This window comes from Streptomyces sp. NPDC088157 (assembly GCF_044741545.1).
Lineage (GTDB): Bacteria > Actinomycetota > Actinomycetes > Streptomycetales > Streptomycetaceae > Streptomyces.
Genome location: NZ_JBIUSU010000008.1, coordinates 378,175 through 398,577 on the forward strand (window position 1 = coordinate 378,175; position 20,403 = coordinate 398,577).

The following is a 20,403-nucleotide window of genomic DNA, read 5'->3' on the forward strand; positions in this document are numbered from 1 at the left end:
TGGGAACTACCGGTGTGACGTGAACTCGACCACCTGCTGGAAGGTGGGCCGGTTCTGCCAGCCGATGTTGCCGTGCTTGATGCCGCCCAGGGTGCGCTGGACGATCGAGTCGGCGCACCACTGGTTGCCCGCCGCGCACAGGGTGTCGCCCGGGTAGACCTGGGCCGCGGTCCTGCCCGCCGCCTCCTTCAGGGTGCTGATGAGGATGTCCCGGCAGCCCGTGAGCGTGCCGCCGCCGCAGTACTTCTGCGTCAGCCCGCCCTGCACCGTCTCGCCGAGCACGGCCCGGATGTCCTTGTCGACATAGCTCCACCAGCCGTACTGGAAGGAGCTGCCGGCGTGTGCCCCGGTCGGACCGTGGGCGGCCGACGGGGTCTCGTCGATCGGCAGGTTCGCGGTCAGCGCCGTGTACAGGCCGGTGCCGAGGCCGGGTTCGAACTCGGCCTTCACCAGCAGCGGCCACCAGGCGTCCAGGATGCGGATCGCGTCGGCGTCGGCGTACGTCTTCGAACCGGCCGTCGTCTCCGTCCGCTTGCCGCCCGCCGTCAGCCAGGCCTGGAGCTTGGTCACCGCGGCCGCGGCCGTGGAGTCGGTGACCGTGGAGCTGTTGACCACCTTCAGCAGGTCGGGCAGGACGTCCTCGGCGCGCAGGTCCGCGAGCGCCGCGTCCGCCATCGCCTTCGTCAGGGACGCGCGCGTGACGCCACCGGCCGCGACCAGCTTCTTCACCCGGTCCTCCAGCAGGTTGCCGCGGTGCACGGACCCGTCGCCCCAGGAAGCCGTCGAGTAGTCCTTGGCCTGCTTGTTGTTCCAGGAGATGTAGTAGTCCTGGTCGATGGAGTTGGGATGCGCCGAGGCCGGGGTGTAATCGGCCGTGTTGGTGGCCGGGACCCAGTTCTTCCACTCGTACGCCGCCTGTGCCCACACCGGGAACTCGGCGTCGACGCCGCTCGCCCGTACCGGGTTGTCGCCGCTGTTGTAGTACGCGGTGTGCGTGGAGTCGGCGTAGAACCAGTTGAAGGTGTAGTTGATGTGCTGCACCGCGCTCTGGAAGGTCTGCGGGCTCTTGACGTAGTCCGGGTCGTTCAGCATCTGGAAGCCGATGATCGAGTCGGCCTCGTGCATGTAGGACGAGCGCAGGGTCGTGTAGGCGACCTTCTTGCCGCCCACGGTCGCCCGGTACTCCACGGGACCGTACTTGGTGCGGTACACGCGCATGGTGTACGAACCGGCGGCCGTCCCGTCGGCGGTGGTCGGCTTCCAGGCGTTCTTCTGCTCCACCACGTCCATGGCCGTGCAGGTGCCGTGGTACAGGTAGTGGTAGTCGTCCTGGCAGAGTTCGACCGCGTAGCTGTCGATGATGTCCTGGCCGGAGGTCGTGGCGCTCCACGCGTAGTCCTGGCCGCGGCCGAGTTCGACGTACATGCTCAGGCCCGCGAAGGAGGCGCCGCGGGCGCTGATGCCCGGGCCCTGGATCTCCTGGAGCATGAGCAACTGCGGGGCGAAGTAGCCGGTCTGCGGGCCGAAGACGGCGATCGGGTGTCCGCTCGCGGTGGCCTGGCCGCTGACGACGAGGGCGTTGGACATGCCTCGCCTGGCCGAGCTGAGGGCGGTCGCGGTCGCCGTCGCGGAGGTGGCGGAGGCCGTGGCGTCACCCCCGGTGCCCGTGGCGTCGTAGACCAGCGGCTGCGCGGTCACCGAGCCGGTGTCGGGCAGCGCCTCGCCCTGCGGGGTCGCCGGCTTGGCGGCGTAGGGGAAGCTCTGGCCGTTGTGGACGGTGAGGACGGCCTCGGGGTCGTTGCGCTCGCGGAACGCCTCCCAGACCTGAGTGCCCTGCTGCACGCCGTACTTCTCCTGCGCGGCGAGCAGCGACACCGCGTTGTTGACCTCGCCGCCACCGCCCGAGCCGAAGAGCGCGCCGATGACCGAGGCCAGCGCCACCAGGTCGGTGATCTTGAAGCGGTCGATGGTGCCGGCGTTGGTGACTGAGTCCTTGTGGCCGGTCAGCACGTATTCACCGGGGAAGTAGCGGCCGCTGTCGGAGGCGTCGATGTAGGCGTTGATGCCGGCGAGGTAGGCGTTGGCGTCGGCGAGCGCCTGCTGGCCGCGGGTGCCGTTCGTGGCGACGGCGTTGTCGATCTGGGCCTGGAGGTCTGCCTCGGTGTACGGAGCGTTGCGCCAGAACTGCTGCTCGAGACCCTGGTTGGAGGGGTCGCCGCCCGCGAAGGCGGTGAGCTGGCCGCGGCCGACGTGCCGGAAGACGTCCATGAGCCACAGCCGGTCCTGGGCCGCCGCGTACCCGGCGCCGAACTCGGTGCCGTATCTGGTGGTACCGGTGATGTGCGGCACGCCCGTCTTCTTGTCGCGGACGATCGTCACGTCGCTGCGGCCCGCGGGGCTCAGGGTGGAGGCGACTTGATCGGAGGCGACACCGAACGACGCGTCGTTGAAGAACGTGTTGATCGTGGCGTTGGTGAGCGTGGGGTAGCCCTTGGCCAGGTTGGCGTAGGGACCGAGCTGGTCCTCGGCGTGCTCGGGCTGGGTGCCGAAGGCCTGGTTGAGGAGGATCTGCGCCAGGGTGGCGTTGCCGTTCTCGCCGGGCGGCAGGATGTCGGAGCACTGGCCGCCGCAGTAGTCGTTCGCGGCCGTGACCTCGGCGGCTGCCGCCACTTGGGTAATCGGCGACAAAAGACCGGCGATCAGGGCGCATACGGAGGCGGTCTTCAGGAACCCGGGGAATCTGCCGGGAGTTCTCAGTCTGTCGAGAGTGCTGCGTGGGGTTCGCCGAGGCATCGGCTGCTCCTAGCGACGGGGGTGGCCGGAAGGTTACCGCCGGTATCCCCGGGATTGAAGATGAACATGCGTCAAGTTTTCGGCAGGTGGAGGTCATCGGAGATCGGATGGAGCCGAATCGCATGTCGATACGTCTATTCGACGACGTCCGTACGACGACGCCGAAGTGACCGAAGTACAGGTACAGATGTGACGGAGGTGCAAGGCGATGGCCGGTTTCCGGAGTCTGGCGAGACAGGTGCGAGACCCGCGTTGCGATCTGGCGCTGCGGCGGTACTCGCTGCGCAAGTGCCTTGAGCGGTTCGCTCCCTACGGCCACAGGGCGACCTGGGACCATCTTTCCTCCCGGGCCGGGTTCGGCCCGGAGGACCGCTCCCCCGATCCGGCGCGGCTCGTGGCCGCGTTGGACGAGCTGGAGGAGGCGCGGGCGGTGTGGCTGGCCTATGAGGTCGAGTTCGCCGAGCGTCGCAAGAAGGAGAAGCACGACGGGCTGCGCAGGCCCGGCACCGTGGACGACTGGCACCGGCTGACCTGGGGCGGTTTCGGCGTCGCCTGGTGCGACGACCCGCGGCTGCACCCCCGTGAGCCGCTGGCGGAGGTCCTGCGCAGGTTGATCGCCGCGCTGGAGCGCGCGCCGGGCTCCGGCTGCCCGGTGTGCGGCGGCGAGCGGCTGCCCTGGAGGTACGACCTGGATCACGAACCGTCGGCGGGTCCGGTCTGTGCGGACTGCGGAATTCTCGTACCGCGCCCCGTACTCACTCCCGAGGTCCTGGCGTACGCCAGGGGCGGACGACTGCTGGTGTCGGCCTGACACCGGCCTGAGCTCTGCCCAAGGCCGGCCCGTGGCCGGCCTGTGAACACGGCGGGGGTGCGCCGGGGATGCCGCACCCCCGATTCTGCCGGTCCGGCGTGATTCCAGCCGCCCTCCGCCGGTCTCGGTTTCCTTCGCCCGGGGATCTCCGCGTCCGTCGCGCACACGCCGACCCTGCCGGGACGCGTAACGGGCTTCGCCCAACGCTCGGTCGGCGGCCTCGGCTCCGGCCCAGTACGGGTGAGCCCAGCGCTCGTCCTCCGGCAGCGCGAGGAGTTCCGAGCGGACGGCCAGGCCGGGCTCCCCCATGGCGCAGCCGGACGGCTCCGGGCCCCGCCGGCCAGGTGCGCAGCTCCGCGACGCCGGCGTCCTCGCTGTCCATACCCCCAGGGGAACGGGGAGGAGTCGGACAGCAGGTCGTAGAGCCAGACGTCGGCGCAGTGGGCCGGCCGCGCGTCGGCGACCGGGCCCGGGACCCACCCGTCCAGGAACGGGGTCACGGTTCTGGCTGCCGTGACGCAGGTGTCGAAGATGTCGTCGATGCCGTACGGCGGCTCGGGGGTGGTGAGGGCGTCCTGCCACCAGGCGATCAGGAAGGCCTCGACGCGGCGGACTGCCCGGCCGGCCACGAGCGCCGGTCCACGCGGCTCCACCCGATGGCCGAATGGCCGATCGCGCCCAGGCTGCCGTCGGCCATCGCCCGTGCGGCCTGCGGCAGCAGGCGCCGCATCGCGGCGGGGTGGTCGGTGAAGTGGTCGCTCACCTCGAAGAGGTAGTACCGCACCACGTCCACGGGCACCGGGACGTCCGGCGTACGCACATAGGCGGCCTCCTCGGGCGCGTGGCAGAAGCCGCAGCCCGTCTCGTCCGGGCCGGCGAAGCCGTCGAAGACCGTGTCGATGTCGGCGAGGGCAGCGGCAAGGGCGGTTGAGAACAAGGGAGTCGGTCCCGTCCGGACTCCGTGCGCGGCGGCGTCACCGTCGGCCGAAGAGAACGACGTTACCAACCGCTATTCGGTTCGCTCCACCCCTTTCCGAGCGGGGAGAGTTGGGGGCGATGAAATCCAACTGAGGTATGCGGCCCAGGACTTGAAGGAGCCCCTGATGTCGACGCTGCGCGTCACCGCCGAAGTGCTGACCGTCCACGAACACCCCGACGCCGACGCCCTCGAACTGGCGCAGGTCGGCCTGTACCGGGCCGTCGTCGCCAAGGGCGCCTACCGCACCGGCGAGGCCGCCCTGTACATCCCCGAGCAGTCCGTGCTTCCCACCGGGCTGATCGAGGAACTGGGGCTGACCGGGCGGCTGGCGGGCAGCGGGTCGGACCGGGTGAAGGCGGTACGGCTGCGGGGCGAGCTGTCACAGGGGATCGTGTGCCGGCCGAAGGCGCTGGCGGACGTCGACCTGGCGCTGGCCGCGGCGGAGGGCACCGACTTCGCGGAGCGGCTGGGCATCGTCAAGTGGGTGCCGCCGATCCCGCCGACCATGAACGGCGACGTCGAAGCTGCGCCGGATCTGCTGCCGTGGGTCGACATCGAGAACATCCAGCGCTACCCCGACCTCTTCGCACCCGGCGAGCCGGTGGTCCTGACCGAGAAACTGCACGGCTCGGCGTGCCTGCTGACGTATGTCGCGGACGAGGAGCGGGTGTACGTCTCCTCCAAGGGCTTCGGTGCCAAGTCCCTCGCCCTGAAGGAGGATCCGGGCAACCTGTACTGGCGAGCCGTACGCGGCCATGGCGTACCCGAGGCCGCGGCCCGTCTCGCCGAGCGGCTGGGAGCGCGCCGGATAGGCGTCTTCGGCGAGGTGTTCGGGGCGGGCGTGCAGGATCTGACCTACGGCGCGGACGGCCGACGCGAGACCCTCGGATACGCGGTGTTCGACGTGTCCGCCGAGATCGACGGCACGGTGCGCTGGCTGGACGCGGCGGATCTGCTGGACGGCGAACTGCCCCTTGTTCCACGCCTGTTCGAAGGCCCGTACGACAGCGAGCGGGTCCTGGAGATCGCGACCGGCCGCGAGACGGTGTCCGGACGCGGACTGCACCTGCGCGAGGGAGTGGTGATCCGGCCGGCCGTCGAGCGGCACAGCCCCGTCACGGGAGGCAGGGCGATCGCGAAGGCGGTCAGCGGCGCATACCTGACCCGCAAGGGCGGAACCGAGTACGAGTGAGCGCGGGACCACCCGGGGACGGGGGCGGGAACGCGCCGGGTGAACCAGGCGCCCGGGTGGACCGGGGTGACCGGGGTACGCGAGGGGCCTGACTTCGGAGCCCGGGGGCCCGGGAACCCGGAGACGGGGGCCGAGGGCTCGGAAGGCCGTGAGACCAGGGATACCCGAGGGCCGCCCGCCCACCAGGGCACGGCGCTCCTGCCGCTCCGCCTGGTGGACTCGCTGATCGGCTGCGGCATCGCGCTCGTGGCGGGCTACCGGGGCGGCCGCCCAGCTTCCGGTGGGCGGGGGCTCGGTCGGGGCGCGCTGGAACTCCCTACGAATGACGGACAGGTCGCGGTAAGGGCCCCGGCGGGCGGTGTACGCGGCCTCGCCTGGCGGCCGGGGCCCGGGGGCCTGGTCCGGCGTGGGATCGGGGCCGGGGCGCTCAGCAGCAGCCGGGTGCAGGTTCCCCCGCGCTCGTGCCCGCCTCGCTCGCGCGGGGCGCGCTCAGGTCCGCACCCGCCCGCCCCGCCGGCCCCGCCGCGGCCCTTCCCACCGCGGCGGTCCGTCCCGCCTCGGCCTTCTGCCGTGTCCGCCTCTCCACCAACAGCCTTGAGCCGGAGCCCCGTTCGCCGAACGCGTCGTCCGGGTTGGACAGGACGCAGGTGGCGAGGGACAGGCAGCCACAGCCGATGCAGTCGGTGAGGTGGTCGCGAAGACGGTTGAGCTGCTTGATGCGTTCGTCCAGCTCCGTGCGCCATGCCTGCGACAGACGAGCCCAGTCCTCCCGGGTCGGGGTGCGCTCCTCGGGGAGTTCGGCGAGGGCATCCCGGATCGTGGCCAACGGGATGCCGACGCGTTGCGCCGCGCGGACGAAGGCGACGCGACGCAGCGCGTCACGGTGGTAGCGGCGCTGATTGCCCGCCGTGCGGCGGCTGCTGATCAGCCCCTTCGACTCATAGAAGTGCAGGGCGGAGACGGCGGCGCCGCTGCGCGCGGCGAGCTGGCCGACCGTGAGCTCGTGGATCTTCTCGGGAATCTGGGGCACCCCTCGAAGCCTACCCATCGCCTCACCCCCGGATCCGTTGACATCGACCCCCGGTCCGAGCATGCTAAGCAGTTGCTTAGACCTATGGCATGGTGACATGGGCAGCGAGTGACGCGAGAGGGCCGCAGACATGGCAGAGCCGAGGATCTTCACGTCCGCCGACGAACTGAAGGCGGCGGTGGGCGAGCAGCTGGGGTACACCGACTGGCTGGAGGTCGACCAGAAGCGGATCGACCTCTTCGCGGAGGCCACCGGGGACCACCAGTGGATCCACGTCGACCCGGAGAAGGCCGCCGCCGGCCCCTTCGGCACCACCATCGCGCACGGCTACCTCACGCTCTCCCTGCTGCCCCTCTTCGGGCCGCAGCTGATCAAGGTCGAGAACGTGAAGATGGGCGTCAACTACGGCACGAACAAGGTCCGTTTCCCCGCCCCGGTGCCCGTCGGCTCGCGGCTGCGCGCCACCGCCACGATCACCGGCGTCGAGGACGTCACCGGCGGCGTCCAGGTCGCCGTCGCCTTCACCGTGGAGCGCGACGGCGGGGACAAGCCCGTATGCGTGGCGGAGTCGGTGTCCCGGTACTACCTGTAGCCCCAGCCGCCGGCAGAGCCCTGTCACCGGCAGCAGGGCCCGCCGGCAGGCGCCGCGACCCGTGTGCCCTGGTCTCCGCAGGCGCTGCCACCCGTGCGCCCTGTTCTCCGCAGGTGCTGCCGCCCGTGAGCCCTGCTCCCCGCAGGCGCTGTCACCCTCGGGCGCTACTTCGCCGCGCCCACCATCCGCAGCACGAGGTCGGCGTACAGCGCGCCGACCTCTTCGGGTGTGCGGGGGCCGTCGACGTTGAACCAGCGGGCCACGTCGATGCAGAGGGACAGCACGGCGAGCGTCGTGCCGTGCACGTCCAGCACGGTGAACTCGCCGCTCGCGACGCCGTCCTCGATGATCCCCCGGACCTCGGCGTCCACCTGCCGGCGCAGATCGAGGATCTCGGCGCGGGCGTCGGGGCCGAGCGCGTCCAGTTCGTACTGGACGACCCGGGCCGTGGTGCGCCGTCCGGCGTGCCAGCGGACGAAGGAGCTCACCGCGTCCGCGAGGCGACCGGTGGCGTCACCCTCGCCGGCGGCCGCCTGGCGCAGGATGCCCAGCGCCCGGTCGTGGCCGATCCGGCTGATGCGGTGCAGCAGCTCTTCCTTGGTCTTGTAGTGGATGTAGAGGGCGGCCGGGCTCATACCCGCGCGGCCCGCGATGTCACGGGTCGTCGTCGCGTGGTAGCCGCGCTCGGCGAAGGCCTCCACGGCCGCGACCAGCAGTCGCCGGGCCGCGTCAGGGGTGACCTCTTCCCACGGCTCGATCTCGCCGCCGGCCGTCTCCTCCGCCGTACTCATCGCTCGTTCGCCCCTCTCGGTACAGGAGCTACACCATACCGCCGAAGGTGAGCGGCCGCTTAGAGTGCCTGCTCAGATCTTCTCGAAGGGGTCGTGGTCGGCGAGGAGCTTCTCCAGGCGGGCCTGGTCCACCCGGCTCACTATCTGCCCGGCCTCCTGACGGTCGCGGATCACCTTCGCCAGCGTGAAGGCGGAGGTCACCAGATACAGGACGGCGATCGCCAGGAAGCCGCGCACCCAGGCGTCGGTGTGGAGGTTGTAGATGCCGATGGCGGTGGCCGCGATGGCGATACCGAAGGAGGCGACGGCCTGTCCGTAGAACGCCGCCGTGCTCTGCTGTTTGACCGGTGTGTCACTCATGGGGACAAGCTTCGGCGGAGGTGGTCCGCGCCACATCCGCGCACGTACTCAGACGCGTACTCAGGTGCTGCCTCTCAGAACGCCGAGACCCCCGTCAGCGCCCGCCCGATGAGCAGCTTCTGGATCTGGCTGGTGCCCTCGTAGAGGGTCATCACGCGGGCGTCGCGCAGGAGCTTGCCCGCCGGGTACTCGTCGATGTAGCCGTAGCCGCCGAAGACCTGGAGGGCGTTGTTGGCGGCGCGGACGGCGGCCTCCGAGGCGAAGAGCTTGGCCTTGGAGGACTCGGTGGCGAAGGGCAGGCCCCGGTCGATCAGGTCGGCGACCCGCCAGGTCAGCAGCCGCGCCGCGTCGACGTCGACCGCGATGTCGCTGATCAGTTCCTGGACGAGTTGGTGGTGGGCGATGCTCCTGCCGAACTGCTCGCGCTCGCCCGCGTACCGCACCGCCGCGTCCAGCGCGGCCTGCGCTATGCCGACGCAGCCGGCCGCGACCGACATGCGGCCCTTGGCGAGCGCCGACATCGCGACGGAGAAGCCCTTGCCCTCGGGCGCCAGCATCGCGGAGGCGGGGACCCGGACGTCGTCCAGGACCAGTTCGGCGGTCGCCTGGCCGCGCAGGCCGAGCTTGCCGTGGATCGCTCGGCGGCTCAGGCCGGGGGTGTCGGTGGGGACGAGGAACGCGGAGACGCCCCTGTGGCCCGGCGCGTCCGTCGAGCGGGCGAAGAGCAGGACCACGTCGGCCCAGGTCCCGTTGGTGATGAACATCTTCGTGCCGCTGATGACGTAGGAGTCGCCGTCGCGGACCGCGCGGGTCTCGAGGTTGCCGGCGTCCGAGCCGGTGCCGGGTTCGGTGAGCCCGAAGCAGCCGACGTACTCGCCGGACGTCAGCCCCGGCAGCCAGCGCCGCTTCTGTTCCTCGCTCCCCCAGGCCGCGACGGTCTTCGCGACCAGCCCGAGAGAGACGGACACGATGCCGCGCACGGACGAGTCCCCGCGGCCCAGCTCCTCGGTGACCAGGCAGTACGCGAGGTGGTCGCCGCCCGATCCGCCGTACTCCTCGTCGATCGTCAGGCCGAGGAAGCCGACCTCGCCGAGCTTCTTCACGAGGGAGCGGTCGATGTCCTCGGCACGGTCCCAGGCGACGACGTGCGGGGCGACCTCGCGGTTCACGAAGTCCCTGGCGAGCCGCCGGACGGCCTCCTGCTCCTCGCTGAGCGCCAGATTCACCACGAGATCACCTCACAGGGGAAGGTCTTCAGGACCGCTTCACGATTGCCAATTAAATTAGCACTGCTAGTTTTCACTGCGCAGCCCTACTATGTGCGCCATGGCCCGACCGCGCAAGCCCCTCCTCAGCACCGACCGGATCGTCGAGACCGCACGGACGCTCGTGGACGCGGAGGGCCTGCCGGCCGTCTCCACCCGACGGCTCGCCGCCGAACTGGGGGTCAGCGGGCCCTCGCTGTACAACCACTTCCGCACGAAGGACGAGATCCTGGAGGCCGTCGCGGACTCGGTGAGCGCGCAGGTCGACCTGTCGATGTTCGAGGACGGCCGGGAGTGGCGGACCGCGCTGCGCGACTGGGCCGTCTCGTACCGCGCCGCCCTGCGCGACCACCCGAACATCGTCCCGGTGCTGGCCCAGGGACCCGGACGTCGGCCGGCCGGGCTGCGGCTGGCCGACGCGGTGTACGGCGCGATGGTCCGCGCCGGGTGGCCGCCCGCGCAGGCCACCTCCATCGGCGCGCTCATGCGGTACTTCGTCATGGGCTCCGCGCTCGGCTCGTTCGCCGGCGGCTTCGTCGACGACGTGAGCGCCTACGACCCCGCCGACTACCCGCACCTCGGACAGGCCCACCTCCTCGCCGAGCAGCAGGAGAAGATCGACGAGCGGGCGTTCGAGACCGGTCTGACGGCCTTGCTGGACGGGCTCTCCCAGCAGTTCGCGCAGTTGCCCTAGCACGGTTCGGCGGTCACCGAAGCGTCCGTCGCGCATGCTGGACCACGTGAGCATCACGGACACCGGGAACGACAGGGACGCACGGGCGCCGGGGCTGGCCGCTCTCGCCGGGCTGGTCGCCGACGAGACGCGGGCCGCCTGCCTGCTGGCGCTGCTCGACGGGCGGGCGTGGACCGCAGGCGAGCTGGCCCGGCACGCGGGCGTGGCCGCGTCGACGCTGAGCGAGCATCTGGGCAAGCTGGTGGCGGGCGGTCTGCTCGCCGAGGAACGACAGGGGCGGCACCGGTACGTACGGCTCGCCGGCACCCGGATCGCCCAGCTCGTGGAGGACCTGGCCGCTCAGGTCGCCCCGGATCCCGCCGGCCGGCCGCGCACGTTGCGTGCCGCGAGCGCCGGCTCGGCGATGGCCCGGGGCCGCACCTGCTACGACCACCTCGCCGGCCGCCTCGGCATCACCGTCACGGACGCGCTCACCGCCCGCGGGCTGCTGAGCCCGGCGAACGGCCCGGAGGAACGGACCGCCGGAGAGCGCGCGGAGACGCCCGCGGTACGGCCTGACGGCACGGCGGCGGCAGCAGCAGCAGCGGCAGCGGCAGCGGCAGCGAGCGCACGTACGGAAGACGCGGGAGCCGGGGCGGGAGCGCGTCCGGCGTGTCCGGAAGACGCGGGGGCGAGGGCACGTGTGGCCCGGCCGGACGGCGCGGGGGCGGAGGCGCTCCGGGCGCGGTCGGAGAGGCTCGGCATGGGCGGACGCACGGCACCGGCAGCCGAGGAGCGGGCGACCGGGTTCGCGCTGACCGGGGCGGGGCTACGGTGGTTCGAGGACAGTGGGATCGCGCTCGACCTCGCGACCCGCCGGCCGCTCGCCCGTGCCTGCCTCGACTGGACCGAGCGCCGCCCCCACCTGGCGGGTGCGGCCGGCGCGGCCCTGTGCCGGCACGCCCTCGACGCGGGGTGGTGCGTGCGCATCGGCTCGGAGCGTGCCGTGAGGGTGACGGCGGCGGGCGAGCGGGCGCTGGCCGAACTGCTGGACATCGAGGCGGCAGCGCTGCGCTGACCCGCACGACGCCACCGCGAGGCCTCGGTTGGGGCCCGTGCACCTCCCGGCGAGGGCTCACGCCGAGCCTGGGCGGGGACTCACGCCGACCCTGGACGAAGCCCGCGTCGACCTCCCGGCCGGGGGCTCACACCGACCCTCGGCGGGGGCGCACAGCAGGACCCTCGGCGTTGCCGGGGCCGCTGCCGGGGCCGGCTCGCACGCCGGGCCCGATCAAGCCCCCGGCGCGGCCCCTCCGTGTGGCACGCCCCGGCCCCTCGTCCGAAAACCGCGAGCCTACGATCCCCTCACCCTCCTAGCCTGAGGAGCATGATGAACAGCCCCCGGCGAACCGAACGTCGTACCGAGTTGCTCGCCGCCGGTGCGGCAGCCGTGACCGTCGTCCTGTGGGCCTCCGCCTTCGTGTCGATCCGCAGTGCGGGCGACGCGTACTCGCCGGGGGCGCTGGCCCTAGGGCGGCTGGCCTCCGGGGCCCTGGTGCTGGGCGTCATCTGCGCCGTACGACGTGCGGGGTGGCCGCCGAGGTCCGCCTGGCGCGGGATCGCCGTGTCGGGCGTGCTGTGGTTCGGCTTCTACATGGTCGTCCTCAACTGGGGCGAGCAGCAGGTGGACGCGGGGACGGCGGCGCTGGTGGTGAACATCGGGCCGATCCTCATCGCCCTGCTCGGCGCGCGCCTGCTCGGGGACGTGATGCCGCCACGGCTGCTGGCCGGGATGGCGGTGTCGTTCGCGGGCGCGGTCGCGGTGGGACTGTCCATGTCGGGCGAGGGCGGATCGTCGGTGCTCGGAGTGGTGCTGTGTCTGCTCGCGGCCTTCGGTTACGCGGGCGGGGTCGTCGCGCAGAAGCCGGCCCTGGGCCGGGCGAGCGCCCTGCAGGTGACGACGTTCGGGTGTGTCATCGGTGCGGTGGTGTGTCTGCCGTTCGCGGGTCAGCTGGTCCACGAGGCGGCCGACGCGCCGGTCTCCGCGACGCTCAACATGGTCTACCTGGGCGTCTTCCCGACCGCACTCGCCTTCACCACCTGGGCGTACGCCCTGGCCCGGACGACCGCGAGCCGCATGGGGGCGACCACGTACGCGGTGCCCGCGCTGGTCGTCCTGATGTCGTGGCTGGCGCTGGGCGAGGTCCCGGGGATGCTCACGCTCGCCGGTGGAGTGCTGTGCCTGGCAGGTGTGGCGGTGTCGCGGTCGAGGCCGCGTACGCCGCGCGAGCGGGAGCCGCAAGCGGCCGGAGCGGCGGGGGCCGGAGCGGGAGAAGCGGGGGCGGCAGAAGCGGGGCTTCCCGAGACGGGGCCCGACCGGGAGGTCAGCCCCCGGGCACGCTGAGACCGCCCGGGTGAGGCCCCGTCGGAACGCCACGGGCGCTCGGCGGCCCGCGCTGCCCGAACTCTCGGCCGCCCGCGCTCCCCGAACGCCCGCGCTGCCCCGCTACCCGGCTACCCGGCTGCCCGCCCGCGTCGAAGCCGCGTACGCCGCGCGAACGGGAGCCGCAAGCGGCCGGAGCGGCAGCTGCCGGAGCGGGAGCGGCCGGAGCGGCAGCCGCCGGAGCCGGAGCGGCGGGGCCGGAGAAGCGGGGGTTTCCGGGACGGGGCACCGGCTGCCCGGCTGCATGTTGTCGGCCCCGGGCGGCCCGGACCGCCCCGGTGGGCTCGTCCTCAGAACACCACCAGCGCCCGTCCGCCCTTGCCTGCCAGCATGTTGTCGAAGGCTCCCGGGATGTCCTCCAGGGTGATGCGTTCCGTCACCAGGGCGCTCAGGTCCAGACGGCCCGCCCGGACGTGGTCGGCCAGGACCGGGAGGTCCTTCGCCGGGTCGGAGTTTCCGTAGACGCAGCCCGAGAGGGTGCGGCCCCAGTGGAAGAGTTCCAGGGCGTTGAACGTGACCTGCTGGTCCTTGCCGCCGATGCCGACGACCGTGGTGCGGCCACCGCGCCGGGTCGACTCCCAGGCCGTCCGGATGGTGACCGCGCGGCCCACGCATTCCACGGCCACGTCGACCCCCTGCTTGCCGGTGAGGGCGCGGATGTCGCGGGCGGTCCGCTCGGAGGCGACCACGTACTCCGTGGCGCCCGCCGCCCGTGCCAGCTCCTCCTTCTCGGGGGAGACGTCGACGGCGACGATCGTCGAGGCGCCGGCGATCCGGGCCGCCTGGAGGGTGGCCAGGCCGACTCCGCCGACGCCGAAGACGGCGACCGTCTCGCCGGCGCGGACCCGGGCGGAGTGGTGGACGGCGCCGTACCCGGTGAGCACGGCGCAGCCGAGCAGGGCCGCGTCGGTGAGGGGGATGCCGTCCGGCAGCGGGAGGACGCAGGAGGCCGGGACGACCGTCTCCTCGGCGAAGGCGGCCACGTTCAGCCCGGGGTGGAGGTCCGTCCCGTCCGTGGTACGGGCGTACACCTCCGCCGCTCCGTTGAGGGCGTTCACGCACAGCCACACCTCGCCGAGCGAGCAGGGGTGACAACTTCCGCAGGAAGGCGCCCAGTTGAGGATGACGTCGGCGCCGGGCGCCAGGTGCTCGACGCCCTCGCCGACGGCGACGACCGTGCCCGCGCCCTCGTGGCCCAGGACGGCGGGTACCGGTACGCGCATGGTGCCGTCGGACAGGGACAGGTCGGAGTGACAGACCCCGGCGGCGGCGAGCCGGACCCGGACCCGGCCGGGGCCCGGATCGGGGAGTTCGATCTCGGTGATCTCCAACGGAGCTCCGACGGCGGGGAGTACGGCGGCGCGGACAGCCATGTTCGGTTGACTCCCTTAGAACTGGAGGGACTTGGTCTGGAGGTACTCGGCGAGGCCGTGCGTTCCGAGCTCGCGGCCGACGCCCGACTGCTTGTAACCGCCGAAGGGCGCCAGCGGGTTGAAGCGGCCGCCGTTGATGTCGACCTGGCCGGTGTCCAGGCGGCGGGCAAAGGCCACCGCCTCCGCCTCGTCGCCGGCCCAGACGGCGCCCGCGAGCCCGTAGACCGTGCCGTTGGCGATCCGCAGGGCGTCCTCCTCGTCCTCGTAGCGCAGCACGGACAGCACCGGGCCGAAGATCTCCTCCTGGGCGATCGTCATGTCGGGGGTGACGTCGCCGAAGACCGTGGGGCTGACGAAGTAGCCCTGTCGGCGCGGGGATTCGGGCCCGCCCGCGACCAGCCGCGCGCCCTCGGCGACGCCCTTCTCGATGTACCCGCGCACGCGCTCCCGCTGCTTGGCGTTGACGACCGGGCCGATGCGGTCGCCGTACTTGGCGGCCGCCGCGGCGGCGAGTCCGATCGCCTCCTCGTACTGGTCGCGGTGGACGAGCATCCGGGTCCAGGCGCTGCATGTCTGCCCGGAGTTGGACATCACGTTGGCGACGCCGACGTTGACCGCCTTGGCCAGGTCGGCGCTGGGCAGGATGACGTTGGCGGACTTGCCGCCGAGTTCGAGGGCGACCTTCTTGACGGCCGCGCCCGCCGTCGCCGCGATCCGCCGCCCCACGGCCGTGGAGCCGGTGAAGGACACCAGGTCGACGCCGGGGTGTTCGGCCAGGGCCTGGCCGGCGACCGGGCCGAGGCCGGTGACCAGGTTGAAGACCCCGGCCGGGACGCCCGCCTCGTGGACCGCCTCGGCGAAGAGCTGGGCGGTGAGCGGGGTGTCCTCGGCGGGCTTCAGGACCACCGTGCAGCCCGCGGCGAGGGCCGGGGCGACCTTGGCGACGATCTGGTGCAGCGGGTAGTTCCAGGGAGTGATCGCGCCGACCACGCCGATCGGCTCGTGGTGGACGATCGAGTTGCCGACCTTCTCCTCGAAGGAGTGGGTCGCCGCCAGCTCGGCGTAGGAGCCCGCCACCGCGATCGGCAGCGCCGCGTGGACGGCCTGGGAGAAGGGCAGCGGGGAGCCGAGTTCGGCGGTGACCGTCTCGGCGATCTCGTCCTTGCGGGCCGCCAGGGCGTCCCGCAGGGCGGTCAGGCGGCCCGCGCGTTCGGCGGGCGGGGTCGCGGCCCAGGCGGGCAGTGCGGCGCGGGCGGCCCGGACGGCGGCGTCGACGTCGTCGGCGTCGCCCGCCGGGACCCGGCCGATCACCTGCTCGTCCACCGGATTGACGACCTCGATCACCTCCTGTCCCGCTGCCGGGCGCCAGGCGCCGTCGAGGTAGATGCCGTCGTGTGCCTTCATCGCGTTCCCTTCGGGCGGGCCTCGTCGTCCGCAACCTAAACTAGCGTTGATAGTTTTCCGGCACCAGAGGAAACGGCCGAAGGGCAGCGGCACCGGAAGACGGTGTTCCCCGGCACAGCGGTCGGCCGACGGAGACACCGGCGTGCGTCCGCGGGTGGCCACCGCCGGCCTCGCGGCCTTCCAGCGGCCGTACGACGACTCCTCACTCGTCCAGGTCCGGCAGCCGGGCCGGGGCCGGGCTGATGCGCTCGCCGTGCTGGTCGAAGACGAAGAGATGGGCGATGTCGACGAGCAGCGGGACCTGCATGCCGTGCCGGAGGTCGAAGTCGGGGGTGGTGCGCACGACGAGGTCGCCGAGGGGGCGGCCCTCCGTGGACGTGGGCGGCCGGTCCCGCTCCGACGGCTCGTCCAGCACGCCGACCGGACCGGACCGCAGACCGCCCGCACCCTTGCGGAGCAGCCCCAGGACGCTGTTCTCCCGGCGGCGGCGCCGGGGCGGCCGCCGGACCGGGCGGGGCGCCTCCAGTTCCGGGACGACCGCGAGCCGTGAGCCGGTGTTGAAGTGGACCAGCACCTCGTGGCCCTGGAACTCCACGTGCTCCACCAGGCCGGTGATGTGCGTCTCGCCGGGCCTGGCTTCGGCCGGCGTGGCGATCCGGACCGCCTCCGAGCGCAGCCCGACGATCACCTCCCGGCCCTGCTGCACGCGCAGCAGCTTGTGGTCCAGGGAGTGGGGTTCGGGCAGCCGCAGGGCCTGTTTGCCGAGGCTGATCGTCATGGCCCCGTCGAGCGGGGCGCGGACCAGGCCGCGCAGGAGGTTGATGCGCGGGGTGCCGATGAAGGCGGCGACGAAGACGTTGCGCGGCAGGGCGTAGACCGAGCGCGGGGTGCCCACCTGCTGGAGGACGCCGCCGCGCAGTACCGCGACCCGGTCGCCGAGCGACATGGCCTCGGCCTGGTCGTGGGTGACGTAGACCGTGGTGACGCCCAGCTCCCTGGTCAGCTTGGATATCTCGGCCCGAAGGTGGTTGCGGAGTTTGGCGTCGAGGTTGGACAGCGGCTCGTCCATCAGGAAGGCGGACGGGTGCCGGGCGATGGCCCGGCCCATGGCGACGCGCTGGCGTTCGCCGCCGGAGAGCTGGCCGGGGAAACGGTCGAGGAGGTCCTCGATGCCGAGCATCCGGGCGGTGGCGTCCACACGGGGGCCCGGGTCGGCGCCCGGGGCCTCGATGCGCAGCGGGAAGCCGATGTTGTCGCGGCCGGTCATGTTCGGGTACAGGGCGAAGTTCTGGAAGACCATCGCGATGTCCCGCCCCGAGGGCGCCAGATCGTTGGCGTAGTCGCCGTCGAGCCGCAACTCGCCCTCCGTGATCTGCTCCAGGCCCGCGATCATGCGGAGCACGGTGGACTTGCCGCAGCCCGAGGGGCCCAGCAGGACCAGGAACTCGCCGGGCGCGATGTCCAGCGACAGCCTGTCCACGGCCCGGACACCTCGGTCGTGGACCTTGCTGACGTCGTGCAACGAGATGGCGCGTGTCATGAGAAGTGTCCCCGGGGACTCGTGTGCCGGGCGGGCCCGGCCGGTACTTCGCTGTCCGACCTGCCCCGTGCGGTCGAACGGGGCTTGTGAGTCACGGAAGTTAACGGACCGTGCACGCCCGGGGGAAGAGACACGCCCGGATCGGACGCTCCCGTCCGACTGGTGAGAAACCGGACTGTCCGGTTCAGTGAGCGACGGCCCCGGGGATGCGAGCGACGGGTTCGGCCCGGCGGCGGGTCAGCGGGTCGCCGTCAGATGGGCGAAGACGACGACGTTGCTGGTGTATCCCGTCGCCTGCCGGAAGAGGCCCCCGCACGTGAGAATGCGCAGTTCGGGTCGGCGGGTCGGGCCGTACACCTCCTTGTCGGGGAAGGTGGCCTTGTCGAAGACTCGCACCCGGTCCACGGTGTACACGGCGGTGCGTCCGTCGGCGCGCCGGGCCTCGATCCGGGCGCCCCGGGCCACGCGCGCGAGGCCGGCGAAAACCGCTGGGCCGGTCTTGGTGTCGCGGTGGCCGACGGCGACGGCCGTGCCCCGCTCGCCCGGTGTGGGGCCGCCCCCGTACCAGCCGACCAGCTTGGGCCGCTCGAGCGGGGGTGTCCCGAGGTGCCGGTCCGGGCCGAGCCGGAGCGGGACGATCGCGGCGGTGATGCCCAGCGAGGGCACGCGCAGGGTGGTCGCGGGGGACCGGGGCAGTGGGCGGGGCGGGGGTGCGGGGCTCGCGGACGCCGTCCTCCCCGCCGCCCGGTCCTCCTGGCCGGCGTCGTCCCCGGGGGCGGGGCCGGCCTGCGCCCCGCCGGACGGCGCCTCCCCGGCCCGGGCCGCCGTGACCGGGCCGTCGTGCCCCCCGCACCGGACTCCGACCGTCACCAGGACGACCGTGAGCACGGCCGTCCTGATGAGGCGGTAGGCACGGGTCCGGTGCCAGGGCCTGCGTACGCGCCTACGCGGCACCATGGGTGCGCCGGCGGATCAGTCGGAAGTAGGCGAATCCGCCGACGGCCACCAGTCCGACGGCCGCCGCTCCGGCCAGCGGGGTGAAGGCCTGCGAGGAGTCGGCGAGGCCGCCGCCGCCCGCGTGCACGCCGCCCTCCGGGCCGCCCTTCTCGCCGCTCCAGGCGCCGCCGCCCTCCGAGCCGCCCTTCTCGCCGCTCCAGGCGCCGCCGCCCTGAGCGCCGCCCTCGCGCCCGCCGGCGCCCTGCGCGCTGCCGTTCTGCGTGGTGCCGTTCTGCGTGGTGCCGTTCTGCGTGGTGCCGTTCTGGCCGCCGCCTGGCTGACCGCCACCGCCCGGGCCGTTCGGCACGGCGGCTTCGCGGCCGTCGTCCGTGATCGGCCGGTTCGGGCCCTCGTTACCGCCGCGCTGGCCCTCGGGGCAGCTGATCTTGAAGACCTTCACCTTGGGCGAGGGGACCGGGACGTCCCCGCCGGCGGCGATGGTCCACTCCAGCGTGTACGACCCCTCGGCCAGCCCCAGGGTGTCGGTGTGCCCGGCCCCCTGGGTCAGGGTGATGTTGCCGGTGACGGTGGCGGTGTCGGGGGCCGGGGGCCGGGCCTTGATGGTGTAGGCGACGGTCGGCAGCTCACCGAAGTTGGCGGCGTCGAGGTAGAACCGGCAGGCCACCGGGTCGTCCTTGGAGACGCCCGGGGGTACCTGCTCGCGGTGGATCCTGATGTCACCGGCCTCCCCCACGGCCATGGCGGACGGTGCCGAGAGAGTGGTGAAACCCGCCGCGGCGAGCACCGTGAGGGCCGTGACGCCGAGGCGGGAGCCGAGGGCGGACGGGAGCGTCGAGCTGGACATGCGCATTCCTCCGAGTCAGGACGATTTTCATACAAATCGCTCTTGCACCTGACTCTCTTTCACATCGGCGCCCACGACGGTGGGAGCGCCGCCCGACGCGCCGTCAGACATCGCTCGACCGGCGCAACCCGGACCTGGACCGGCGCCGGGGCACGGCCGCCCCCGCTCCCGCGTCCTCACGCGGATCCCCCGGCGACCGCAGCGCCACCCCCGACGACACCAGCAGCAGTGCCCCCAGCATCACGAACGGCGCGGCCACGCCCGCGACCCCGGCCACCAGCCCCGCGGCGGCGGGCGCGGCGACCTGACCGAGCCGGTTGCCGGTGAGGCGCAGCGCGAGGGCGGTGGACCGGGCGCCGTCGGGCGCGGCCTGGACGACCGTCGTCATCGACAGCGGCTGTCCGACGCCCAGGCAGAAGCCGAGCGCCGCGAGGACCAGGCCCAGCGCCCAGACGGGCACCGGCAGCGCGATCCCGGCGCACAACAGGGCCGCCAGCAGGCAGGTCACGGTGAGCAGCGACGTCCGGCCGAACAGCCGCAGCAGCGGGGTCAGGACGAGCCGGCAGGCTATGGAGGCCGCCGCGCGGACGCTGAGCAGGACGCCGACGACGGAAGGCGCGATGCCCCGGTGTTCGCCGACCACCGGCAGGTAGGCGGTGAGGATGTCGGTCGCGGACAGCACGGAGAGGCTGACGAGGATGCCGGCGGGAACGCCCCGGGCGTGCAGGATGCGGCCGACGGGGATGCGCTCGCCTCGCTCCGTACGGGACTTGACCGCGGTGTCGCGATGTTCGATGCGCCACAGCGAGGTGAACGCGACCGCGCAGCCGGCGCCGGCGACGAGCAGGGCGAGCGCACTGCTGCCCGCCATGTCGTCACCGCCGATCAGCGCTCCGGCCGCGATCGGGCCGACCAGTTGGCCGAGGGAGGCGCCGATGGTGAAGTGGCCGAAGTTGCGGTCCTGTTCGTGCGGCGCGGACTGGCGGGCCACCAGCGACTGGGAGCCGATCACGAAGCAGAGATGGCCGAGCCCCATCACCCCGCTCCACAGAGCCATCGTCCAGAGGGAACCGGCCACACCGCTCAGCACACAGCCGCCGGATATCAGGACCACGCCGACGGGCAGCAGGGGTGCGCAGCGGCCGTGGTCGGTGCGGCGGCCGAGCGGTACGGCGGCGAAGAGCGGCAGCAGCGCGTACACACCCGCGATGACGCCGATCGCCCGCTCGTCCGCGCCCAGCGCGAGGGCCCGGTAGGACACGGCGGGCCGGGCCATCGACACCGCCCCCTGCGCGAAGCCGAAGGCGATGACGAGACGGAGCAGCCAGCCGCGGTTCCTGCCGGGCCTCACAAGTT

18 protein-coding genes are annotated in these 20,403 nt (G+C 72.6%); 6 read left to right on the forward strand and 12 right to left on the reverse strand.

What is annotated here, in order from left to right:
- Positions 1–6: 6 nt before the first annotated feature.
- Positions 7–2,793: a penicillin acylase family protein gene (locus tag ACIPFH_RS31405; protein ID WP_401831709.1), complete on the reverse strand. Its 2,787-nt coding sequence runs from the start codon at positions 2,791–2,793 to the stop codon at positions 7–9.
- A 208-nt stretch (positions 2,794–3,001) separates the two neighbouring features.
- Here ACIPFH_RS31405 and ACIPFH_RS31410 point away from each other — a divergent pair, with 208 nt between their 5' ends.
- A complete protein-coding gene (locus ACIPFH_RS31410) occupies positions 3,002–3,604 on the forward strand; it encodes a hypothetical protein (RefSeq protein ID WP_401831711.1) in 603 nt (200 codons plus the stop codon).
- A 589-nt stretch (positions 3,605–4,193) separates the two neighbouring features.
- On the opposite strand, the gene ACIPFH_RS31415 is transcribed toward ACIPFH_RS31410, so the two are convergent.
- Positions 4,194–4,541: a hypothetical protein gene (locus tag ACIPFH_RS31415; RefSeq protein ID WP_401831714.1), complete on the reverse strand. Its 348-nt coding sequence runs from the start codon at positions 4,539–4,541 to the stop codon at positions 4,194–4,196.
- A 166-nt stretch (positions 4,542–4,707) separates the two neighbouring features.
- Between ACIPFH_RS31415 and ACIPFH_RS31420 the strand changes: the two genes are divergently transcribed.
- On the forward strand, positions 4,708–5,775 hold the full coding sequence (locus ACIPFH_RS31420) for an RNA ligase (ATP) (RefSeq protein ID WP_401831715.1): 1,068 nt from the start codon (positions 4,708–4,710) through the stop codon (positions 5,773–5,775).
- A 427-nt stretch (positions 5,776–6,202) separates the two neighbouring features.
- Here the strand turns inward: ACIPFH_RS31420 and soxR are convergent, their stop codons facing one another.
- Entirely contained in the window at positions 6,203–6,805 is a 603-nt protein-coding gene (soxR, locus tag ACIPFH_RS31425) for a redox-sensitive transcriptional activator SoxR (protein WP_401831717.1), read from the reverse strand.
- Between the two features lie 130 nt (positions 6,806–6,935).
- On the opposite strand from soxR, the gene ACIPFH_RS31430 reads away from it, so the two are divergent.
- Entirely contained in the window at positions 6,936–7,397 is a 462-nt protein-coding gene (locus ACIPFH_RS31430; protein WP_401831719.1) for a MaoC family dehydratase, read from the forward strand.
- A 164-nt stretch (positions 7,398–7,561) separates the two neighbouring features.
- Here the strand turns inward: ACIPFH_RS31430 and ACIPFH_RS31435 are convergent, their stop codons facing one another.
- The 3 genes from ACIPFH_RS31435 to ACIPFH_RS31445 form a co-directional block, all read right to left on the reverse strand.
- Positions 7,562–8,188, reverse strand: coding sequence for a TetR/AcrR family transcriptional regulator (locus tag ACIPFH_RS31435; protein ID WP_356254556.1), 627 nt, complete (start codon positions 8,186–8,188; stop codon positions 7,562–7,564).
- 72 nt (positions 8,189–8,260) lie between these two features.
- Positions 8,261–8,548, reverse strand: a complete 288-nt coding sequence (locus ACIPFH_RS31440) for a YiaA/YiaB family inner membrane protein (protein ID WP_020128241.1) — start codon at positions 8,546–8,548, stop codon at positions 8,261–8,263.
- A gap of 74 nt (positions 8,549–8,622) precedes the next feature.
- Positions 8,623–9,774, reverse strand: coding sequence for an acyl-CoA dehydrogenase family protein (locus ACIPFH_RS31445; protein ID WP_401831920.1), 1,152 nt, complete (start codon positions 9,772–9,774; stop codon positions 8,623–8,625).
- 100 nt (positions 9,775–9,874) lie between these two features.
- Between ACIPFH_RS31445 and ACIPFH_RS31450 the strand changes: the two genes are divergently transcribed.
- The 3 genes from ACIPFH_RS31450 to ACIPFH_RS31460 all read left to right on the forward strand — a co-directional run bounded on the left by ACIPFH_RS31450 (position 9,875) and on the right by ACIPFH_RS31460 (position 12,890).
- Positions 9,875–10,507: a TetR/AcrR family transcriptional regulator gene (locus tag ACIPFH_RS31450; RefSeq protein WP_401831720.1), complete on the forward strand. Its 633-nt coding sequence runs from the start codon at positions 9,875–9,877 to the stop codon at positions 10,505–10,507.
- A 46-nt stretch (positions 10,508–10,553) separates the two neighbouring features.
- Positions 10,554–11,564 (forward strand): ArsR/SmtB family transcription factor, encoded by a 1,011-nt coding sequence (locus ACIPFH_RS31455; RefSeq protein ID WP_401831722.1) that lies wholly within the window; start codon positions 10,554–10,556, stop codon positions 11,562–11,564.
- Between the two features lie 309 nt (positions 11,565–11,873).
- Positions 11,874–12,890, forward strand: coding sequence for a DMT family transporter (locus ACIPFH_RS31460; RefSeq protein WP_401831724.1), 1,017 nt, complete (start codon positions 11,874–11,876; stop codon positions 12,888–12,890).
- Positions 12,891–13,219: 329 nt separating this feature from the next.
- On the opposite strand, the gene ACIPFH_RS31465 is transcribed toward ACIPFH_RS31460, so the two are convergent.
- The 6 genes from ACIPFH_RS31465 to ACIPFH_RS31490 form a co-directional block, all read right to left on the reverse strand.
- Positions 13,220–14,302: a Zn-dependent alcohol dehydrogenase gene (locus ACIPFH_RS31465; RefSeq protein WP_401831727.1), complete on the reverse strand. Its 1,083-nt coding sequence runs from the start codon at positions 14,300–14,302 to the stop codon at positions 13,220–13,222.
- A 15-nt stretch (positions 14,303–14,317) separates the two neighbouring features.
- Positions 14,318–15,706: an aldehyde dehydrogenase family protein gene (locus tag ACIPFH_RS31470; RefSeq protein ID WP_401831729.1), complete on the reverse strand. Its 1,389-nt coding sequence runs from the start codon at positions 15,704–15,706 to the stop codon at positions 14,318–14,320.
- A gap of 202 nt (positions 15,707–15,908) precedes the next feature.
- Positions 15,909–17,246 carry an ABC transporter ATP-binding protein gene (locus ACIPFH_RS31475; protein ID WP_401831732.1) on the reverse strand — a complete coding sequence of 446 codons (1,338 nt, stop codon included), beginning with the start codon at positions 17,244–17,246 and terminating at the stop codon, positions 15,909–15,911.
- Positions 17,247–17,483: 237 nt separating this feature from the next.
- Positions 17,484–18,203: a class F sortase gene (locus ACIPFH_RS31480; RefSeq protein WP_401831735.1), complete on the reverse strand. Its 720-nt coding sequence runs from the start codon at positions 18,201–18,203 to the stop codon at positions 17,484–17,486.
- Positions 18,190–19,047 (reverse strand): hypothetical protein, encoded by an 858-nt coding sequence (locus ACIPFH_RS31485; RefSeq protein WP_401831738.1) that lies wholly within the window; start codon positions 19,045–19,047, stop codon positions 18,190–18,192. Before ACIPFH_RS31485 ends, ACIPFH_RS31480 begins: the two co-directional genes overlap by 14 nt.
- Positions 19,048–19,150: 103 nt before the next feature.
- Positions 19,151–20,398 carry an MFS transporter gene (locus ACIPFH_RS31490; protein WP_356254576.1) on the reverse strand — a complete coding sequence of 416 codons (1,248 nt, stop codon included), beginning with the start codon at positions 20,396–20,398 and terminating at the stop codon, positions 19,151–19,153.
- Positions 20,399–20,403 lie beyond the last annotated feature (5 nt).

Excerpts from the sequence above, each read along its gene's own strand:
- ACIPFH_RS31480 (WP_401831735.1), bottom strand. The coding sequence starts at position 18,203 with ATGGTGCCGCGTAGGCGCGTACGCAGGCCCTGGCACCGGACCCGTGCC.
- ACIPFH_RS31460 (WP_401831724.1), top strand. The coding sequence starts at position 11,874 with ATGATGAACAGCCCCCGGCGAACCGAACGTCGTACCGAGTTGCTCGCC.
- ACIPFH_RS31450 (WP_401831720.1), top strand. The coding sequence starts at position 9,875 with ATGGCCCGACCGCGCAAGCCCCTCCTCAGCACCGACCGGATCGTCGAG.
- ACIPFH_RS31475 (WP_401831732.1), bottom strand. The coding sequence starts at position 17,246 with ATGACACGCGCCATCTCGTTGCACGACGTCAGCAAGGTCCACGACCGA.
- ACIPFH_RS31485 (WP_401831738.1), bottom strand. The coding sequence starts at position 19,047 with ATGTCCAGCTCGACGCTCCCGTCCGCCCTCGGCTCCCGCCTCGGCGTC.
- ACIPFH_RS31470 (WP_401831729.1), bottom strand. The coding sequence starts at position 15,706 with ATGAAGGCACACGACGGCATCTACCTCGACGGCGCCTGGCGCCCGGCA.
- ACIPFH_RS31435 (WP_356254556.1), bottom strand. The coding sequence starts at position 8,188 with ATGAGTACGGCGGAGGAGACGGCCGGCGGCGAGATCGAGCCGTGGGAA.
- ACIPFH_RS31405 (WP_401831709.1), bottom strand. The coding sequence starts at position 2,793 with ATGCCTCGGCGAACCCCACGCAGCACTCTCGACAGACTGAGAACTCCC.
- ACIPFH_RS31420 (WP_401831715.1), top strand. The coding sequence starts at position 4,708 with ATGTCGACGCTGCGCGTCACCGCCGAAGTGCTGACCGTCCACGAACAC.
- ACIPFH_RS31440 (WP_020128241.1), bottom strand. The coding sequence starts at position 8,548 with ATGAGTGACACACCGGTCAAACAGCAGAGCACGGCGGCGTTCTACGGA.
- ACIPFH_RS31465 (WP_401831727.1), bottom strand. The coding sequence starts at position 14,302 with ATGGCTGTCCGCGCCGCCGTACTCCCCGCCGTCGGAGCTCCGTTGGAG.
- ACIPFH_RS31410 (WP_401831711.1), top strand. The coding sequence starts at position 3,002 with ATGGCCGGTTTCCGGAGTCTGGCGAGACAGGTGCGAGACCCGCGTTGC.
- ACIPFH_RS31430 (WP_401831719.1), top strand. The coding sequence starts at position 6,936 with ATGGCAGAGCCGAGGATCTTCACGTCCGCCGACGAACTGAAGGCGGCG.